Source organism: Mycobacterium sp. (assembly GCF_050701515.1).
Classification (GTDB): domain Bacteria; phylum Actinomycetota; class Actinomycetes; order Mycobacteriales; family Mycobacteriaceae; genus Mycobacterium.
In genome coordinates this window covers 1-17,910 of the sequence record NZ_JBOGDB010000213.1, presented here as the reverse complement: position 1 = coordinate 17,910, position 17,910 = coordinate 1, and the positions used below count along the sequence as shown (strand labels likewise).

The window sequence follows — 17,910 nt, the reverse complement described above, 5'->3', positions numbered from 1 at the left end:
CGCTCGCGCGCCTCGTCGGTGGAGGCCTTGCGCAGCACCCACGGCTCCTGCGCGGAGAAGTACTTGTTCGCCGCGCCGAGCACCAGCCAGATCGCCTCCAGTGCCAGGTGCATCGCGGTGTCGTCGTAATGACCGCGCACCCGCTCCAACAATCCGTCGGCCGCCGCCAACAACGCGGTGTCGTCGGCGCTGAATTCGGCTGGCTCCGGGACGATTCCGTCCAGATTCTTGGCCACCATCGACAGCGAACGCTGTGCCAGGTTGCCCAGCTCGTTGGCGAGGTCGGCATTGATGCGACTGATGATGGCGTCTTCGCTGTAGCTGCCGTCCTGGCCGAATGGCACCTCCCGCAACAGGAAATAGCGCACCTGGTCCACCCCGAAGGTGTCGACCAACGCATTCGGGTCGATCACGTTGCCGACCGACTTGCTCATCTTCTCGCCGCGGTTGTAGACGAAGCCATGCGCGAAAACCTTGCGCGGCAATTCAATCCCGGCCGACATCAGGAACGCCGGCCAGTACACGGCGTGGAACCGGATGATGTCCTTGCCGATCATGTGCAGATCGGCCGGCCAAAAGCGGCGGAACAGCTCCGATTCGGTGTCGGGGAAGCCGACGCCGGTGAGGTAGTTGGTCAGGGCGTCCACCCACACGTACATCACGTGGTCGGGATGGTCGGGTACCGGCACGCCCCAGTCGAACGTGGTCCGCGAGATGGACAGGTCGCGCAGTCCACCGGAGACGAAGCTGACCACCTCGTTGCGTCGCACGCCGGGCTCGATGAACTCCGGGTGCGCCTCGTAGTGCGCGAGCAGTTTGTCGGCGTAGGCCGACAACCGGAAGAAGTAGGTCTGCTCCTCGGTCCAGGTGACCGGCGCCCCGGATTCGGTGGCCACCCGGGTTCCGTCCGGGCCGACGCTGGTCTCGGCCTCGGTGAGGAAGCGTTCGTCGCGCACCGAATACCAGCCCGAGTAGGCGTCCAGGTAGATGTCGCCGGCCTCGTTCATACGCCGCCAGATCTCGATGGAAGCGTCGATGTGGTCGGCGTCGGTGGTGCGGATGAACCGGTCGAAGGAGATGTTGAGCATCTCCTGCAGCCGCTGGAACATATCGGAGTTGCGCCGGGCCAACTCCGCCGTCGGCACGCCTTCGGCCGCGGCCGTCTCGGCCATCTTGAGCCCGTGCTCGTCGGTGCCGGTCAGGAAGCGCACGTCGAATCCGTCCAGCCGCTTGAACCGCGCTATCGCATCGGTCGCGATGTATTCGTAGGCATGACCGACGTGCGGGTCGCCATTGGGGTAGGCGATGGCTGTCGTTATGTAGTACGGCTCGCTCATTTGTCCTCACTTTATTGTGTTCCGGTGAGCCGTTCCCGCCCGGCGCCGCCCGCCCCCGACCCGCTGACGCCGCTCGTCGACGCGCATACCCACCTCGACGCCTGTGGCGCCGACGACGCCGGCGGGGTGCGCGACATCGTGGATCGCGCGGCGGCCGTGGGCGTGCAAGCCGTCGTCACCATCGCCGACGACCTGGACTCGGCGCGGTGGGTGACCCGGGCCGCCGACTGGGACCCGCGCGTCTATGCGGCCGTCGCACTGCATCCGACGCGGGCCGGCGCGCTCGGCGACGAAACCAAAGCCGTCATCGAGCGGCTGACCGAGCATCCCCGCGTGGTCGCGGTCGGGGAAACCGGAATGGACAACTACTGGCCCGGCCGGCTGGACGGCTGCGCGACGCCCGCCGAGCAGCGCGAGGCCTTCGCCTGGCACATCGACCTGGCCAAGCGGACCGGCAAGCCGCTGATGATCCACAACCGCGACGCCGATGCCGACGTGCTCGACGTGCTGGCGGCGGAGGGCGCACCGGAGACCGTGATCTTCCACTGCTTCTCCTCGGACGCACAGATGGCGCGGACGTGCGTCGACGCGGGCTGGCTGCTCAGCCTCTCCGGAACGGTCAGTTTCCGCAACGCCCGCGCGTTGCACGAGGCCGCCGCGCTCATTCCGGTGGACCAGCTCCTGGTGGAGACCGACGCGCCGTACCTGACCCCGCACCCGTATCGGGGCGCGCCCAACGAGCCGTATTGCCTGCCCTACACGGTGCGGGCGCTGGCCGACGTGGTGCACCGGCCGGCCGCTGACCTGGCGCTCGAAACCTCGGCCACCGCCGCGCGGGTCTACGGACTCGAGCTGGCAATTCCATGAACCGGACGGCGGGAGTTGCCGTTGCTAGGCCAGTTCGTTACCGTCTTGTGATCGAACGGGGGCCGTAAGGAACATGCCGTCCGAGTCGGGGATAACCACATTTTGAATGCATTGAACAAGCTTCATGAATCGCGCTCGCCCTATCTTCGGGTGCTGGTATGCGCAATGTTGCTGGCGCTTACCTTCGCCGGCGGCTACGCGGTCGCAGCGCACAAGACGGTCACGCTGACCGTTGACGGTGCGCCGATGACGGTTTCCACGATGAAGTCGCGGGTCATCGACGTCGTGAAGGAGAACGGCTACGACGTTGGTGAGCGGGATGACCTGTACCCGGCCGGCGATGAGGCGGTCGACCAGTCCGACGCCATCGTGCTGCGGCGCAGCCGGCCATTGCAGATCTCAACGGACGGTGAGAACAGCCGGGAGGTGTGGACGACGGCGTCCACGGTCGACGAGGCGCTCGCGCAGCTATCGATGACCGACAAGGCGCCCGCCGCGGCGTCTCGCGGCAGTCGGGTGCCACTGGCCGGCATGTCGCTGCCCGTGGTGAGCGCCAAGACCGTACAGATCAACGACGCCGGCGCCGTGCGAACAGTGCATTTGGCCGCCGCCAACGTCGCGGGTCTGCTGGCCGCCGCGGGCGTTCCACTGGAACAGAACGACACGGTGGTGCCCGCAGCAACTGCACCGATCGTCGCGGGGATGCAGATCCAGGCCACCCGGGTGCGCATCGAGAAGGTCACCGAGCGGGTGCCGCTGCGGCCAAATAACGAACGCATCGACGACCCGACGATGAACATCAGTCGTGAGGTCGTGGTGGACCCCGGAACGCCCGGTGTTCAGGACGTGACCTTCGCCGTTGCCCGGGTGAACGGGGTGGAGACCGGTCGATTGCCGGTAGCCAATGTCGTCGTCACGCCCGCCACCGACGGGGTGCTGCGAGTGGGTACTAAACCCGGTACAGATGTGCCGCCGGTATCCATGGCAGCGACCTGGGACGCGCTCGCGCAGTGCGAAGCGGGAGGCAACTGGGCCATCAATACCGGCAACGGCTTCTATGGCGGCGTGCAATTTGACCAAAGCACTTGGGAGCGCAACGGCGGGTTAAGATATGCTCAGCGAGCGGATTTGGCTACCAGAGAAGAGCAGATCGCGATTGCTGAGGTGACAAGGGCGCGTCAGGGATGGGGGGCGTGGCCGACCTGTAGCGGGAGGATTGGGGTGTCCTGACTATTCGACTACTTGGCCGGACCGAGATACGGCATCTGGCTAAAGAGCTGGACTTTAGGCCGCGAAAATCCTTCGGCCAGAACTTTGTCCACGATGCGAACACCGTTCGCCGCATCGTGTCCGCCTCCGGAATCAATCGCCACGACCACGTCCTCGAAGTCGGGCCCGGCCTTGGTTCGCTGACGCTCGGGCTACTGGATCGGGGCGCGACGGTGACGGCCGTGGAGATCGACGCGCTGCTGGCGCAACAGCTTCCGCAAACCGTCGCGCAGCACTCGCACAGCGAGATCAACCGGCTCACCGTGCTGCACCGTGACATCCTGACCCTGCAGCGGGCCGACCTGGAGAACGAGCCGACCGCCCTGGTCGCCAACCTGCCCTACAACGTCGCCGTTCCGGCGCTGCTGCATCTGCTCGCTGAGTTCCCATCGATCCGCACGGTCATGGTGATGGTGCAGGCCGAGGTGGCCGAGCGCCTCGCCGCCGAACCGGGCGGCAAAGACTACGGCGTGCCCAGCGCCAAGGTGAGATTCTTCGGCAATGTGCGCCGCTTCGGCATGGTGTCGCCGACGGTGTTCTGGCCGATCCCGCGGGTGTACTCCGGACTGGTTCGCATCGACCGCCACGAGGCCCCGCCGTGGCCGACCGATGCAGAGTTCCGACAGCAGGTTTTTGATCTGATCGACATCGGCTTCGCCCAGCGCCGCAAGACATCTCGCAATGCGTTCGCGGAGTGGGCGGGCAACGGCAACGAGTCGGCACGCCGGCTGTTGTCGGCCAGCATCGATCCGTCCCGCAGGGGCGAGACTCTGGGCATTGCGGACTTCGTCCGGCTGCTGCAGCGCTCAGGTGAGTGGGACCCGCGGGCGAAGCGCCCATCGCAGCGGATCAAGACGACCTAGCTCACGGTCCAATTCCATTCGCGGTACGGTGCGAGCGGCGGGATGATCGAGGGGTGTATCTCACCACTTGAGTACTCGTCGTCCGCGTCCCGGCGATAGTGTCGTTCGGTGTCCAACGGCAGTACCGCCTCGGAGTGGGTTCCCACGGGGTCGATCACCGTGCGGGCGCCGGGCAAAGTCAACCTCTATCTGGGTGTCGGCGATCGCCGCGACGACGGCTACCACGAGCTGACGACGGTCTTCCACGCGGTTTCGTTGCTCGACGAGGTCACCGTCCGCACCGCCGACGTGCTGTCGCTAGAGCTGGCGGGCGAAGGTGTGCAGTCGCTGCCCACCGACGAGCGCAATCTGGCCTGGCAGGCCGCCGAGCTGATGGCCGAACATGTCGGGCGGGCACCCGACGTCGCGATCACGATCGAGAAATCGATCCCGGTCGCCGGAGGAATGGCGGGCGGCAGCGCCGACGCGGCCGCGGTACTGGTCGCCATGAATACGTTGTGGGAGCTCGGGGTGCCGCGTCGCGACCTGCACGCATTGGCCGCCCGGCTCGGCAGCGACGTGCCGTTCGCCCTGCACGGTGGCACCGCGATGGGTACCGGCCGCGGCGAGGAACTCGCGACCGTGCTGGCCCGGAACACGTTTCACTGGGTACTCGCGTTCGGCGATGCCGGCCTTTCCACTTCCGCGGTGTTCGCCGAGATCGACCGGCTGCGCGAGTCGACAGGCCGCAAACTGCCGCCTCAGCTCGACGATCCCGAGCCCGTGCTGGCCGCGCTGGCCTCCGGCGACCCGACCGGGCTTGCGCCGCTACTCGGTAACGATCTGCAGCCCGCGGCGATGAGCCTGGATCCGGGGCTGCGCCGCACACTGAAGGCAGGCACCGACGCCGGGGCGCTGGCCGGGATCGTCTCCGGCTCGGGTCCCACCTGCGCGTTCCTGTGCGCATCTGCCACCTCGGCCGTCGATATCGGCGCGGAGCTGGCCGGAGCAGGGGTTTGTCGCACGGTACGGGTGGCCAGCGGCCCCGTGCACGGCGCTCGGGTGGTGCCGGCGCCAACGCCACACGTGTGACCCGGGCCTCAAATCGAGCGATAGTTTGGTAGTTACTTAAGAGTTGCTTAAGATGATCGGCGGTGAAAGCTAGCGGTCAAGCATCGGACGCGACTACTTCTCCCGCCGGGCACTCTGGCGGGCCGTCCGGCGCATCACCGATTCGAGACACAACCGCTCCCCAAATGTGTGCGCGTCTTCGCGGAAGCGCTGTCTACCAGGCGGAGCATTACAGCCGGGCATTTGCGCCGGAACCCAGGAGGTTGTCGTGAGCAGATTCACCGAGAAGATGTACCACAACGCCCGTACCACCACTACGGGCATGGTCACCGGTGAACCGCACGAACCCGTCCGACACACCTGGGGTGAGGTGCACGAGAGGGCCCGCCGGGTGGCGGGCGGTCTGGCCGCCGCGGGGGTCAACCGTGGCGATGCGGTGGGCGTGCTGGCCGGGATGCCGGTCGAGATCGCACCGACCGCGCAGGGCGTCTGGATGCGCGGCGCCAGCCTGACCATGCTGCACCAGCCCACCCCCCGCACCGACCTGCTGATATGGGCAGAGGACAGCTTGACGGTCGTCCAGATGCTCGAGGCCAAGGCCGTCATCGTCTCCGAGCCCTTCCTGCCCGCCGTCCCGGTGCTGGAGGAGAAGGGCGTCAAGGTCGTCACCGTTGCCGATCTGCTTGCCGCCGACCCGGTCGATCCGGTCGACACCGACGAGGACGACCTGGCCCTGATGCAGCTGACGTCCGGCTCGACTGGGTCCCCCAAGGCTGTGCAGATCACCCATCGCAACATCTACTCCAACGCCGAGGCGATGTTCATCGGCGCCGAATACGACGTCGACAAGGACGTCATGGTCAGCTGGCTGCCCTGTTTCCACGACATGGGCATGGTGGGCTTCCTGACGGTGCCGATGTACTTCGGCGCCGAGCTGGTCAAGGTCACCCCGCTGGACTTCCTGCGGGACACCCTGCTGTGGGCCAAGCTCATCGACAAGTACAAGGGCACCATGACCGCGGCGCCCAACTTCGCCTACGCGCTGTTCGCCAAGCGGCTGCGCAATCAGGCACAGCCCGGCCAGTTCGACCTGTCGACGCTGCGGTTCGCGCTGTCCGGTGCCGAGCCGGTGGAGCCCGCCGATGTCGAGGACCTGATCGACGCCGGCAGGCAGTTCGGGCTCAAGCCCGAAGCGATCCTGCCGGCCTACGGCATGGCCGAGACGACGCTGGCGGTGTCGTTCTCCGAGTGCGGCGCGGGCCTGGTCGTCGACGAGGTCGACGCGGATCTGCTGGCCGCGCTGCGCCGGGCGGTCCCGTCGACCAGGGGCAACACCCGCCGGCTGGCCTCGCTGGGCCCCCTGCTGGAAGGCCTGGAAGCCCGCATCATCGACGAGCAGGGCAACGTGATGCCGGCTCGCGGCGTCGGCATCATCGAGCTGCGCGGTGAGCCGCTGACGCCCGGCTACATCACCATGGGTGGCTTCATCCCGGCACAGGACGAGCATGGCTGGTATGACACCGGCGACCTGGGCTACCAGCTGGAGAACGGCCACGTGGTGGTCTGCGGTCGCGTCAAGGACGTGATCATCATGGCCGGGCGCAACGTCTATCCCACCGACATAGAGCGGGCCGCCGGGCGCGTTGAAGGGGTGCGGCCGGGCTGTGCCGTCGCGGTGCGCCTGGACGCCGGGCACTCCCGGGAGACCTTCGCCGTGGCGGTGGAGTGCAACGCCTGGCAGGACCCGGTCGAGGTGCGCCGCATCGAGCACCAGGTCGCCCACGAGGTGGTCGGCGAGGTCGACGTGCGCCCGCGCAACGTCGTGGTGCTGGGGCCGGGCACCATTCCCAAGACGCCGTCGGGCAAGCTGCGCCGCGCCAACTCCGTCTCCCTGGTCACCTAGTCACCTCGTACCGCGAAGGTGCGTGTCTGCGGCCGACGCGCCGCTGAAATCCGGCATTTCGTGCACGCTCGCGCGGTAACGAGGTGTCGGTGACCGCCGATACCGTCAGTGTTATGCCATCGCCACCAGCCATCGAAGCGATCGACCTGGTGAAGAGGTTCGGACCCACCACCGCGGTGGACGGCGTCAGCTTCACCGTGCCGCCGGGCACCGTCCTTGGTCTGCTCGGGCCAAACGGCGCGGGCAAGACCACCACCGTCCGGATGATGGCCACGCTGACCGAACCAACCAGCGGCACCGCCCGCGTCGCGGGTTTCGACGTTCGTCGCGAGCCCGAGATTGTGCGCCGCAATATGGGCCTGACCGGGCAGGTCGCCACCGTCGACGAGTTGCTCACCGGCCGGGAGAACATCCGGATGATCGGCGCCCTGTACGGGATCCGGCGCCGAGTGCTGGCGCGGCTCGGCGACGAACTACTGGAGCAGTTCGCGATCGCCGACGCCGCGGATCGCGTCGTGAAAACCTACTCGGGCGGCATGCGCCGGCGGCTGGATCTCGCCGTCAGCCTGCTCGCGTCCCCGCCGGTGCTGTTCCTCGACGAGCCCACCACCGGCCTGGATCCGCGCAGCCGCAGCGAGCTGTGGGAGGTGCTGCGCGATCTCGTCGGGCAGGGCACCACGCTGTTGCTGACGACGCAGTACCTCGAAGAGGCCGATCAGCTCGCCGACAACATCGTCGTGATCGACAAGGGTCGCATCATCGCCGAAGGTTCACCGCTGCAACTCAAGAACCAGGCCGGCAACGCCAGCCTGGTGGTGACCGTCGCGCGCGCCGACGACCTGCCCGCGGCGCAGGCCCTGCTGAGCAAGACCGGCGCCGACGTGTTCGTCGATGCCGGCGCGCGCCAACTCACCGCGCCCGCCGAGGGGCTGCCCGACATGATCAGGGTCGCCGGCTGGCTGCGGGACAGCGACATCGACGTCGACGACATCGGCTTGTCGCGGCCCAGCCTCGACGACGTCTTCCTGTCGCTCACCGGCCACCGCTCCGAAGAGGAGGTAGAAGCGTGACCACCGTCGCCGCCCCTCGCGTCCAGACGCCCACGGTGCACACCAGGCCGACGAACCTCGCACAGCAGTCGTGGATCATGGTCAAGCGCAACATGATCCACACCAAGCGGATGCCCGAGATGTTGAGCGACGTCACGGTGCAGCCGATCATGTTCGTGTTGTTGTTCGCGTATGTGTTCGGCGCGTCGATCACCAACACCGGCGGCCCGTCCTACCGTGAGTTCCTGCTGCCCGGCATCCAGGCGCAGACCATCGTCTTCTCGGCGTTCGTCGTCGCCTCGGGCATCACTGCGGACATCGAGAAGGGGATCATCGATCGCTTCCGGTCGCTGCCGATATCCCGGTCGTCGGTGCTGATCGGTCGCAGCATCGCCAGCATCATCCACTCCTCGCTCGGCGTCATGGTGATGGCGGTGACGGGGCTGGCGATCGGCTGGCGCATCCGTGGCAGCGTGGCCGAGGCGGCGCTGGCGTTCGCGCTGGTGCTGGTATTCGGTTTCGGCATGATCTGGTTCGGCATTCTGATCGGCTCGCTGATGCGCACGGTCGAGGCCCTCAACGGTGTCATGTTCACCGTGCTGTTCCCGGCGACCTTTCTTGCCAACACATTTGTGCCGACCCAGCCGATGCCGCACTGGCTGCGGGTGATGGCGGAATGGAACCCGGTGTCCTCGCTCGCGCAGGCGATGCGGGAGCTGTGGGGTAACGGGCCGGCCGCCCCGGAGAGCGCACAGCTGCCGCTGCACCATCCCGTGCTCGCCACGATCTTGTGGTCGCTCGTGCTGACGGCGATCTTCGCGCCGTTCGCGTTGCGCGCCTACGCCCGCCGCACCGCGGACTAGGCGCGGATGGCCGCAATCGTCCACGCCGGCAGAATCGGTGCCCGCGTGAGGAAGTGGTCTCCCTGGCCGATGCTGCGCAGCAGCGCCTGGGTGCGAAGGATGCAGCAGCCCATCCGCACCATGGCGAACACCTCGTACCAGCGCAGATCGACGAGCGGGCGACCGATCATCTCCTCGTAGCGGCGGATGACCTGATTACGACTGTCGAATCCGTCCAGCTCTGGGTCGAGGTCCAGGCCGTTGACCTCCAGCATCTGCCGGCGCGTGGCCAGCCACCAGGCGAAGTCCGTCTCTGCCGGACACAGGCACGCTTGTTCCCAGTCCAGCGCGCCCACGATTTGGCCCGAGTCGTCGAATATCGCGTTCGACAGCCGCGCGTCGCCCCAGCAGACACTCAGGTCGGCCGGCTCGTCGGGCCGGTGGCGGGTCAGCCAGTCGAACGTCTCGGTCATGATGTCTGGAACCCGGTTGTCGGTGCCCCACCGCACGTACTCGTGCCACCACTTCAACTCGGCGACGTTGCCGACGCCGGCGGGCCGTTCGAGCCACGGCGCCTCGCCGGCCGGGATGCGGTGGAGAACGGCGAGCGTCTCCAGAAACGAGTCGTGTACCCGCCGTTGCACGACCGGGCCCGCATCGTGCAGCCAGCCGCGGGTCGCATATGAGGTGTCCGACGGCGTGTGACCGACAATCCGTGGCATCACAAGGAATTTCGAGCCGATCCAGGCTCGGTCCGGCTCGTAGATGATCGGCGACGGAGTCACGATCCCGTGCTCGTGCAACAGCTCCTGCGTCAGCGCCTGCGCGCCCAGGTCGTACTCGCGGAAGATGCCTCCGCCGGCGGGCGGGATTCGTATCACGTACTCGGTCGTGTTCTCGCCGACCTCCGCGCTGAACACCAGGCTTTCGCTCGACCATCCCGCAGCGCGATTCGCCGCGCGCAATTCGGACACCGCGGTCTTGCCGGTGAACCTGTGCTCGAACCACGCCTGGAGCTGCTCTCGGGTGGCGGCCAGGTCGCGCTGCGCGAGCGTGATGCCTGCCATGCTCAGTAGATTTACATACAGCACGCCGTATGTAAAGAGCATGATGCTTACGTTCCGGGGTCTCTATGTAATACGCTCGCCAGGTGATCCGACCCCGATCGCTGACGTTCGGAGACATCGAGGACACGACGCTGCCGCTGGCTGTTCTCGTCCACGGCTTCCCGGATACGCCGAACACCTGGCGGCACCTCGGGCCCGAGCTCGCCGGGCGCGGGTACCGGGTCGTCGCGCCGTGGCTACCGGGATACGACGGTCCCGCATCGAAGCCCATCAGCGTGGGGACATACGTCCGCGCACTCCTCGACGTCCGGCAGGAACACCAAGCAGACGACCGGGCGGTCCTCATCGGCCACGATTGGGGAGCGAACGCCGGGTACGGCGTCGTGGCCGCGGAGCCCGCGGCGTTCGGGCGCTTGGTCGCGCTGGCAGTTCCCCCGGTCGCCGCGCTGGCGACGGCGATGTTCAGCTACCCCCAACTCAAGCGGTCGTTCTACATCTGGTTCATCCAGCAGGTTGGCCTGGCGGAGGCCGCGCTGATCGCGCCCGGCTTCTGGGAGTCGCTGTGGGCGGACTGGTCGCCGGGTTACGACCCGTGCGACGATGTCGCTGAGCTGCGACGATACGTTTCCGCAGACAATATCGCCGACATCATTTGCCCCTACCGCGCGTCCTTCAACCCGGAATTCGCAGATCCCGAAGCCGACGCCGAAGTGGCCGCGACGATGCAGCCGCCACCGGTGCCGACGTTGTACCTCCACGGAGCGAACGACGGGGCAATCGGCGCGGAACTGCTTGATGATCCGGCCGCACATCTACCGGCAGCGGGATCGGCCTTCGAAATCGTCGACGGCGTCGGTCATTTCCTTCATCTGGAACGACCCGAGTCGATCGCGGCGAAAATCGTCGGCTGGCTAGCCGGTTAGCCGGCCGCGGCGGTGTGCCGTGGTAGACGTCGCCGAGACGGGTCAACGCCCGCCGCGTGGCGGAGTTCGGCGAGGAACTGACCGGGGCTGCCGCCACCGATTACGTAGTGGCAGACGGCGATTCGCACGACGGCGGCGGCCGCAATGTCGCTGTTGTCGTCGGGGATGATGCGGGCGATACGTTCATGCATTATTGGCAGCACCCGCTTCATCTGGTACAGCACATGCTCGGGCTCGATCTCGGCCAATGAGCCCAGGGAATACGTGCTCTGGAAGTCAACGATGAACTGCAGCGCGGCATCCAGGCGGTCGCGTCCGCTCAGTCCGGCCATCGCGGCGGCGATTCCTGCGTCGAAGTTGTCCTGTTCGTACAGGCCGAACGCTTCGAGCAGTCCTTCCTTCGAACCGAAGTACCGGTACAGCGTCGGGCGGGACACCTTGGCTTCGGCCGCCACGTCGGACAGCTGCAACTTCCGGCGTCCGTCGCGGGCCAGCACCACGAACGTGGCCGCGAGGATCCGTCGTCGCGTCGATTGCTCGGCGTCGGCGGGCGGGTGAGATGCCACGATCGAGTCCTTTACATCTAGGGGTCCAAATGTCACACTAGCGCTATCGTAGGCCCTGGTGTCCAGACCCATCTGTGAGACACCGTTGGGTATCAATGTTAAGGCTGGTGGCGACCGATGACGAAGCTCGTGGTCCGCAAAATCCCGTGGGATTTCGACGCGACCGTGCCGTTCATGTGGCAGCCCGCCAACCCGAACTTCGGTCTGTTCTGCAACGCCTTCACCTTCATCGCGGTGCCGTTCGAGCGCTACATCGTCGGTGCGGTCCGCAAGGCCGAGGACCGGCTCAAGGACGACCCGGACATAGCCTCCGAAACCGAGGCCTTTCTACGCCAGGAGGCCCAGCATGCGGCGGCGCATCGCAAGCACATGATGGCTCTGGTGGCGCGCTATCCCGAACTCGAGCGCTGTTACGAAGATGCCTGCAACGCCTACGACCAACTCATCGACGAGCAGCCGATCGAGTTCCACGCCGCCTATATCGCCAACCTCGAGGCGACGTTCACGCCGCTGTTCAAAGTCATTCTGGACAACCGTGATTCGCTGTTCGGCGGCGGAGATCGGCGGGTCGCATCCCTGATGATGTGGCATTTCGTCGAAGAGATCGAGCACCGCAGCTCCGGGCTGATCCTGTGCCGTCACATCAATCCCGATCCCTGGTACCGCGTCAAACAGATTCGCAGCACATTCCGCCACGTCGGCAAGCTGTCGGAATCGGTCGCCAAGACCTTCGACGAGGTCATTCCGCTGCACGACCGTGGTGCCTCGGCTCAGGACCTGATGTCGAACCTGCTATACGACGAGTTCAAGTACCGGGTGCCCGGCGGTCGCCGCCGACGAGCCCGCCTGGATGGACCACCGACGCTGTTCCACGCGGTGCCGACGAGCCAGCTGGTCAAGATGGTGTGGCGACTCTGGTTATCGCAAACCCCACACCATGATCCCGCCGAACAGCCGTTGCCCGACTGGGCAGAGACCTGGATGCGTGAATATGACCGCGGCACCGATATGAGATCGTTCTTCGGGAGCCCGCCTTCGCCCACTGCAGAAAGTTAATCGCCTTGCTGTCAACGAACTACGGCACGCTGGTGCCCGAGGATGAACAGCTCACCCATCAGATCGTCGACACGTTCGCGACGGTCAGCCAGTCCGATCCGTCCTGGACGGAGAAGATCTGGACGATAGCGCATGCGCGGGACAACTCGCTTCAGGTTGTCCTCGGCATCGGCAAGTACACCAACCGTGGCGTCTTCGACGGAGCGGCCGGCGTGTGCCGAGGCACCGAACAGTGGACGGTGCGAGCTGGACGGCGGTTGTCGTCGGCTTCGGCGAGCACCGACGTCGGGCCGATTCACTACCGCGTGGTCGAACCGTTGCGGGCAATCCAAGTGAGCCTGGACGCGACCGAGCACGCCCCGATCGCCTTCGACGTCGTCATGCGGGGCGGCTTCGACGCGTCGCTGGAAGACCCATGGCCGGATCGCAGCCCCGACGGCTACCGGGTCACCCACAACGTGCTGCGGTACCACCAGATCGGCGTGGCTTCGGGCTGGGTGGAGGTCGAGGGCACCAGGGTCGACATTGAAGCCGATAAGTGGATTTCGATTCGGGACCATTCGTGGGGCCTGCGACCGGGTGTCGGCAAGCCGATACCCGGCTTGCCGCGTGGTGGCCGGAAGATCAAGCAAATGTTCATGACCTGGCTGCCGATGACGTTGACGCGCCCGGACGGATCGAGCTACTCGTTGTTCGTGATGTACCAGGAGGAGCGCGGCGACGGATTCACCGAGATCCGTTGTCAGGCAGAGCAGCAGAACGCTGACGGCACTTCACACCGCTTCCCGTCGGTCGAACAGGACCTGCATTTTCAGGACGACAACCGCCGCTTCACCCACGGCACCATCACGCTGATCGACACCGACGGGACGAAACGTCCCTTGACGATCACCGCGGCCGGCCCGACCGGCTTTCACCTGGGCACGGCCGGCTACTACGGTTGGAACGACTGGGTTTACGGTGAGTGGGTCGGTGAGGAGAGAGTGGAAGGCAACCACGTGACCGACTGTGACAAGCCGGAGAACGCACGCGAACTGCACCAGCTGCGGGATCTGCTTGTGCGCATCGAGGATCCCGTCGGCGGAGGCGCCGGCCTGGGCAACGCCGAGACCTTCGCGCTCGGCGCCTTCCCCCAGCGCGGCCTGACCGCGGAGAACTCGTTTCTCTGATGGCGTTGGGCATTACCCCGTGAAAGCGAGACCAACCGTCGCGGTCGTCGGAGCAGGACCCGGCGGCATCGCCATGGGAATCCAACTCGCCCAAGGCGGTTACGACTTCACGATCTACGACCGCAATGACGGATTCGGCGGCACGTGGCGCAACAACACGTACCCCGGCGCCGCATGCGACGTGCCGTCGCACTTCTACTCATATTCGTTCGCGCTCAACCCGCGATGGAGCAAGACCTTCGCCGATCAACCCGAGATCCTCGGCTATCTGGAGATGGTCGCCCGCGACAACCACCTCACGGAACACCTAGTCAGCGGCACCCCGGTTACCACGCTGCGGTGGATGGACGATGACCAGCGGTGGACGGTCGTCACGGAGGACGGCGGGACGCACGAGTTCGATGTCGTCGTCAGCGCCGTCGGAATGCTGGACGTTGCCAACATTCCCGACATCCCCGGCCGCGAACGATTCCGCGGTCGTGTTTTCCATTCGTCCCGGTGGGATCACTCCAAATCGACTGCGGGCGAACGCGTTGCGTCGATCGGTACCGGCGCCAGCGCCATCCAGTACGTACCCGCGATCGCCGCCGATGCGGCACACCTGACGGTTTTCCAGCGAACCCCGATCTGGGTTTCACCGCGGTACGAAGAACCGTTCACTCCCGAACAACAGGCGCTGTTCGAACGAGATCCCGCCGAGTCGCTGAAGGTACGCGACGTGGCGTTTCAGTGGTACGAGTCGGCCAACTTCGCGGTCGACTCCGCGATGACGAAAGAACTTACCGACATCGCCCAGACTTATCTGGTGCGGAAGGTGAAGGATCCGGAGCTGCGCGCCAAGCTGACGCCGTCATACCCCGTCGGCTGCAAACGGCCATTGCAGTCCCGCGTCTGGTTCCCGACGTTCGCGCTGCCCAACGTGACATTGGAGACATCGCCGATCGAGGAGTTCACCGAGGAAGGCCTGCGCACCGCGGACGGCGCCGAACACGAGGTCGACACCGTCATCTACGGGACCGGATTCCACGCCGCCGACTACCTCCGCAGCCTCGACGTGTACGGGACCGGCGGCCGCCGGCTGCGTGACGACTGGCGAGACGGCGCCGAGGCATATCTGGGAACGATCGTGCCGGGCTACCCGAACCTGTTCACGCTGTACGGCCCCAACACCAACGGAACCACGTCGATCATCTACATCCTCGAGGCCCAGGCCACGTTCGTCCGACGCCTGCTCGATGAGATGGTGCGCACCGGGGCGCAGGCGGTGGAGGTCAAGCGCGACATCCACGACACCTACAACGAGCGGATCCAGCAGACATTGCAGGGCACCGTGTGGATGGCCAACTGCAACAACTACTACCGCCACGCGAACGGCAAGGTGGTCACCCAGTTCCCGTACAGCGGAACCGCGTTCACCGAGATGGTGACTGGAGTAGAACCAGACGAATTCGACTGGTCGCCGCCGGCGACTGCACGGAAGGAACCGACCGCATGCCCGGCATCCACCACACGGCGATAGTCACCTCCGACGTCGACGCCTCGATGCGGTTTTGGAGAGACGGACTGGGGTTCACCGAGCTGTTCGACCACACCTTCACCGGTGACTGGCCGACCTTGTTCGGCGCGGCCTCCGATCGGCTGCGGTCGATCTTCCTCGGCGACCCCGACAACCCGGAAACCGGCATCGTGGAATTGGTGGTACTGGACGGCGTCCAGTCGGCGGCAACGGCGTCCGATGTTCCAGCGTTCGGCTTCTTCCTGTTGTCGCTGCAACGTGACGTCGACGAAACCCTCGCCACGCTTGACCGGCTCGGCTTCGACGACGGCGTGCGCCGCATCGACATGCCCGCACCAGGCGGTAAGAAGGTCGCCATGGCGGTGCTCACCGCGCCGGATGGTGTCCGCGTCGAACTGATCGGTGCGCCCGCATGACCAGCGTCGTCACCGGTGGCGCGTCCGGCATCGGCAGGGCGGTCGTCGATCGGCTGCGCAAAACCGGGATCAATGTGGTGGCGTGGGATATCAAAGGCGGCGACATCGATTGCGACGTAAGCGATCCCGACTCGGTGTCGGCCGCGATCAACCAGACCGTCCGCGATCACGGCACACCCGACAGACTCGTCGCATGCGCGGGCATCGGAGCGTCAGGGCTGCTGCTGCAGCAGACCCCCGCGGATTGGCAGCGGGTCATCGACACCAACCTGACGGGGACCTGGCTCACGATGCGTGCCGTCGCGCAGGCCATGGTGGATGGGGGCGTGGCCGGGTCAATCGTCGCGGTCTCCAGCATCAGCGGGACGGTCGCCGACCGCGACATGGGTGCCTACTGCGTATCGAAGGCGGGCATCGACATGCTGGTGCGCGTCGCGGCCGCCGAATGGGGAGGACACGGCATCCGTGTCAACGCCGTCGGGCCCGGCGTCACCCGCACGCCGATGCTCGCCAACCCCGAGCAGTTGCCGGGATGGGTCGAAGGGCTGACCGAACGCACCGCGCTCGGCCGTCTCGGCGAGGCCGACGACGTCGCCGAAGCAATCGTCGCGGTTCTCGAATTGTCCTGGGTCACTGGGCAGATCGTTTTCGCCGACGGGGGGTTGGCGCTGCACAGCCCCATCGACGCCTATGGACAGGTGCAACGTCTGATGGCGCGCAAAGGGGCGCAATGATCTATGCGGCCCGGCCCGACCCGTGCCTACCGGGTGTGGGAAATCGGTCCGCCCCGATCTCGTCATAGACCCGCCACCACACCGCCTCGTGCTCGCTCGGTGAGATCAGGCCCAGATCGCGGTCCTCGTCGGCCCGCATCAGCATCCCCGCGAGGGAGCGCAGTTTTCGGCCGTCCACGGGCCGAGCTGCGGAGTAAGCCAGATCTCGCACGCAACCCACAGGGCTGCGCCTCACAGCGGCCAGCAACGCCATATCCGAAGGCGGCGCCGCTCGGTCTCGGTGATGCCGGGCGGATAGACCACCAGCCGGTATCTCGTCACGCCGTACCGATCCGGCCGGAAATCGATCGCTCCCCATGGACGCTCGCCGTCGAGCAGCCGCAGCCACCAGCGCCGCAGTGGCGAGCACGCTCTTGTGTCGTGCATGCCTCCGGTCTACCCGTTCCAAGGCGTCGATACCGCACCGCGAACACATTCTTTGCGCCAATCGGGGCAACCTTTACGGCAATCTGACCATGCGCTCACCGGGACTGGTAGATGATCCCGCTGGGTAATCATGACTTCCAAACGTTTGGAAACAGTGCGCAAGTACTGGGAAGCGACCTCCCGGGCGGATTGGCCTGCGGCGGGCAAGTGCGTCGGCCCGGCCTACCAGTGGATCGAACATGGCACCGGCGTCGTGGCCAAGACCGTCGAGCAGCTCTTAGCGGCGAATGCCGACGAGGAGCCTTGGTCCGACGTCAGTTTCGAGATCGGTGGGGTGTTCGAAACCGGCGACGCGCTGGTCGTCCAGGCCGTGCGCCGCGGCACCATCACCGGGTCGTGGCGCTCGATGGAGGCCACCGGCCAATCGGTCAGCTTTCCGCTCTGCACGATCTTCAAGTTCAATGCCGACGAGTTGATCATGTCCGAAGAGGCGTACTACGACATGTCGGCGGTCGCCCGGCAGCTCGGCTACGAACTCGCCGGACCCTGACGGGGCGCTCGACACCGCGCGAGTGTGCGCAAAATGCCGCCAAATGACGGCGTGTCGCTGTGCAGACACCTTCGTAAGTGGTTTTTGTCAAGGGTTGGGGGGCCTGCCCGGTCCTCGTCTCTACGTAGTTCGTCAAACGGGTTTGGTTCCCGACTGCGTGCAACCGAGTTTGGTGAGGATCGGGCGGGGCCTGCTCATGGTGTCTGGCGAGGTCACCTGCTGGTGCCTCAGGCACGCGTGGAGCTTGGCCCCAACCACGGTTCATTCAGATGGCTCCTCGTTAAGCGGCGGCGGGCAGGTCGGCGGG

General features: G+C 66.1%; 17 protein-coding genes and 1 pseudogene. 14 read left to right on the top strand and 4 right to left on the bottom strand.

The window, feature by feature from the left end:
* A partial coding sequence (metG, locus tag ACRDU5_RS17015) for a methionine--tRNA ligase (RefSeq protein ID WP_526615830.1) occupies nucleotides 1-1,337 on the bottom strand: 1,337 nt, incomplete at its 3' end.
* A gap of 24 nt (nucleotides 1,338-1,361) precedes the next feature.
* On the opposite strand from metG, the gene ACRDU5_RS17010 reads away from it, so the two are divergent.
* From ACRDU5_RS17010 to ACRDU5_RS16980, 7 genes are all read left to right on the top strand, one after another.
* Complete coding sequence (locus ACRDU5_RS17010; RefSeq protein ID WP_526615828.1) at nucleotides 1,362-2,204, top strand: TatD family hydrolase; 843 nt, start codon at nucleotides 1,362-1,364, stop codon at nucleotides 2,202-2,204.
* A gap of 102 nt (nucleotides 2,205-2,306) precedes the next feature.
* Nucleotides 2,307-3,434: a transglycosylase family protein gene (locus ACRDU5_RS17005; protein WP_526615827.1), complete on the top strand. Its 1,128-nt coding sequence runs from the start codon at nucleotides 2,307-2,309 to the stop codon at nucleotides 3,432-3,434.
* Nucleotides 3,431-4,336: a 16S rRNA (adenine(1518)-N(6)/adenine(1519)-N(6))-dimethyltransferase RsmA gene (gene rsmA / locus ACRDU5_RS17000; RefSeq protein WP_526615832.1), complete on the top strand. Its 906-nt coding sequence runs from the start codon at nucleotides 3,431-3,433 to the stop codon at nucleotides 4,334-4,336. Before ACRDU5_RS17005 ends, rsmA begins: the two co-directional genes overlap by 4 nt.
* Nucleotides 4,337-4,444: 108 nt before the next feature.
* On the top strand, nucleotides 4,445-5,407 hold the full coding sequence (locus ACRDU5_RS16995; protein ID WP_526615826.1) for a 4-(cytidine 5'-diphospho)-2-C-methyl-D-erythritol kinase: 963 nt from the start codon (nucleotides 4,445-4,447) through the stop codon (nucleotides 5,405-5,407).
* A gap of 247 nt (nucleotides 5,408-5,654) precedes the next feature.
* Nucleotides 5,655-7,289 carry a fatty acyl-AMP ligase gene (locus ACRDU5_RS16990; protein ID WP_526615825.1) on the top strand — a complete coding sequence of 545 codons (1,635 nt, stop codon included), beginning with the start codon at nucleotides 5,655-5,657 and terminating at the stop codon, nucleotides 7,287-7,289.
* A 113-nt stretch (nucleotides 7,290-7,402) separates the two neighbouring features.
* Nucleotides 7,403-8,359: an efflux ABC transporter ATPase subunit, DrrA-related gene (locus ACRDU5_RS16985; RefSeq protein ID WP_526615824.1), complete on the top strand. Its 957-nt coding sequence runs from the start codon at nucleotides 7,403-7,405 to the stop codon at nucleotides 8,357-8,359.
* Nucleotides 8,356-9,201 (top strand): ABC transporter permease, encoded by an 846-nt coding sequence (locus ACRDU5_RS16980; RefSeq protein ID WP_526615823.1) that lies wholly within the window; start codon nucleotides 8,356-8,358, stop codon nucleotides 9,199-9,201. Before ACRDU5_RS16985 ends, ACRDU5_RS16980 begins: the two co-directional genes overlap by 4 nt.
* Here ACRDU5_RS16980 and ACRDU5_RS16975 read toward each other — a convergent pair.
* A complete protein-coding gene (locus ACRDU5_RS16975) occupies nucleotides 9,198-10,289 on the bottom strand; it encodes a phosphotransferase family protein (RefSeq protein ID WP_526615822.1) in 1,092 nt (363 codons plus the stop codon). The two genes, ACRDU5_RS16980 and ACRDU5_RS16975, sit on opposite strands and share 4 nt — an antisense overlap.
* Nucleotides 10,290-10,330: 41 nt before the next feature.
* Here ACRDU5_RS16975 and ACRDU5_RS16970 point away from each other — a divergent pair, with 41 nt between their 5' ends.
* The gene (locus ACRDU5_RS16970) at nucleotides 10,331-11,170 is read left to right on the top strand and encodes an alpha/beta fold hydrolase (RefSeq protein WP_526615821.1); all 840 of its coding nucleotides are present in this window, start codon (nucleotides 10,331-10,333) and stop codon (nucleotides 11,168-11,170) included.
* Here the strand turns inward: ACRDU5_RS16970 and ACRDU5_RS16965 are convergent.
* Nucleotides 11,167-11,736, bottom strand: coding sequence for a TetR/AcrR family transcriptional regulator (locus ACRDU5_RS16965; RefSeq protein WP_526615820.1), 570 nt, complete (start codon nucleotides 11,734-11,736; stop codon nucleotides 11,167-11,169). The two genes, ACRDU5_RS16970 and ACRDU5_RS16965, sit on opposite strands and share 4 nt — an antisense overlap.
* A gap of 117 nt (nucleotides 11,737-11,853) precedes the next feature.
* Between ACRDU5_RS16965 and ACRDU5_RS16960 the strand changes: the two genes are divergently transcribed.
* Genes ACRDU5_RS16960 through ACRDU5_RS16940 form a run of 5 tightly spaced genes read left to right on the top strand, consistent with a single transcriptional unit; the run spans nucleotide 11,854 to nucleotide 16,627 of the window.
* Nucleotides 11,854-12,792 (top strand): metal-dependent hydrolase, encoded by a 939-nt coding sequence (locus ACRDU5_RS16960; RefSeq protein WP_526615819.1) that lies wholly within the window; start codon nucleotides 11,854-11,856, stop codon nucleotides 12,790-12,792.
* Nucleotides 12,793-12,797: 5 nt separating this feature from the next.
* Nucleotides 12,798-13,961, top strand: a complete 1,164-nt coding sequence (locus ACRDU5_RS16955; protein ID WP_526615817.1) for an Rv3169 family protein — start codon at nucleotides 12,798-12,800, stop codon at nucleotides 13,959-13,961.
* Between the two features lie 19 nt (nucleotides 13,962-13,980).
* Nucleotides 13,981-15,480 carry a flavin-containing monooxygenase gene (locus tag ACRDU5_RS16950; RefSeq protein WP_526615815.1) on the top strand — a complete coding sequence of 500 codons (1,500 nt, stop codon included), beginning with the start codon at nucleotides 13,981-13,983 and terminating at the stop codon, nucleotides 15,478-15,480.
* Nucleotides 15,453-15,893: a VOC family protein gene (locus ACRDU5_RS16945; protein ID WP_526615814.1), complete on the top strand. Its 441-nt coding sequence runs from the start codon at nucleotides 15,453-15,455 to the stop codon at nucleotides 15,891-15,893. Before ACRDU5_RS16950 ends, ACRDU5_RS16945 begins: the two co-directional genes overlap by 28 nt.
* Entirely contained in the window at nucleotides 15,890-16,627 is a 738-nt protein-coding gene (locus ACRDU5_RS16940; RefSeq protein ID WP_526615813.1) for an SDR family NAD(P)-dependent oxidoreductase, read from the top strand. Before ACRDU5_RS16945 ends, ACRDU5_RS16940 begins: the two co-directional genes overlap by 4 nt.
* A 1-nt stretch (nucleotide 16,628) precedes the next feature.
* On the opposite strand, the pseudogene ACRDU5_RS16935 reads toward ACRDU5_RS16940, so the two are convergent.
* Nucleotides 16,629-17,053 (bottom strand): annotated as a pseudogene (locus ACRDU5_RS16935) (DUF6611 family protein).
* A gap of 130 nt (nucleotides 17,054-17,183) precedes the next feature.
* On the opposite strand from ACRDU5_RS16935, the gene ACRDU5_RS16930 reads away from it, so the two are divergent.
* Nucleotides 17,184-17,603, top strand: a complete 420-nt coding sequence (locus ACRDU5_RS16930; RefSeq protein ID WP_526615812.1) for an ester cyclase — start codon at nucleotides 17,184-17,186, stop codon at nucleotides 17,601-17,603.
* Nucleotides 17,604-17,910: the final 307 nt, after the last annotated feature.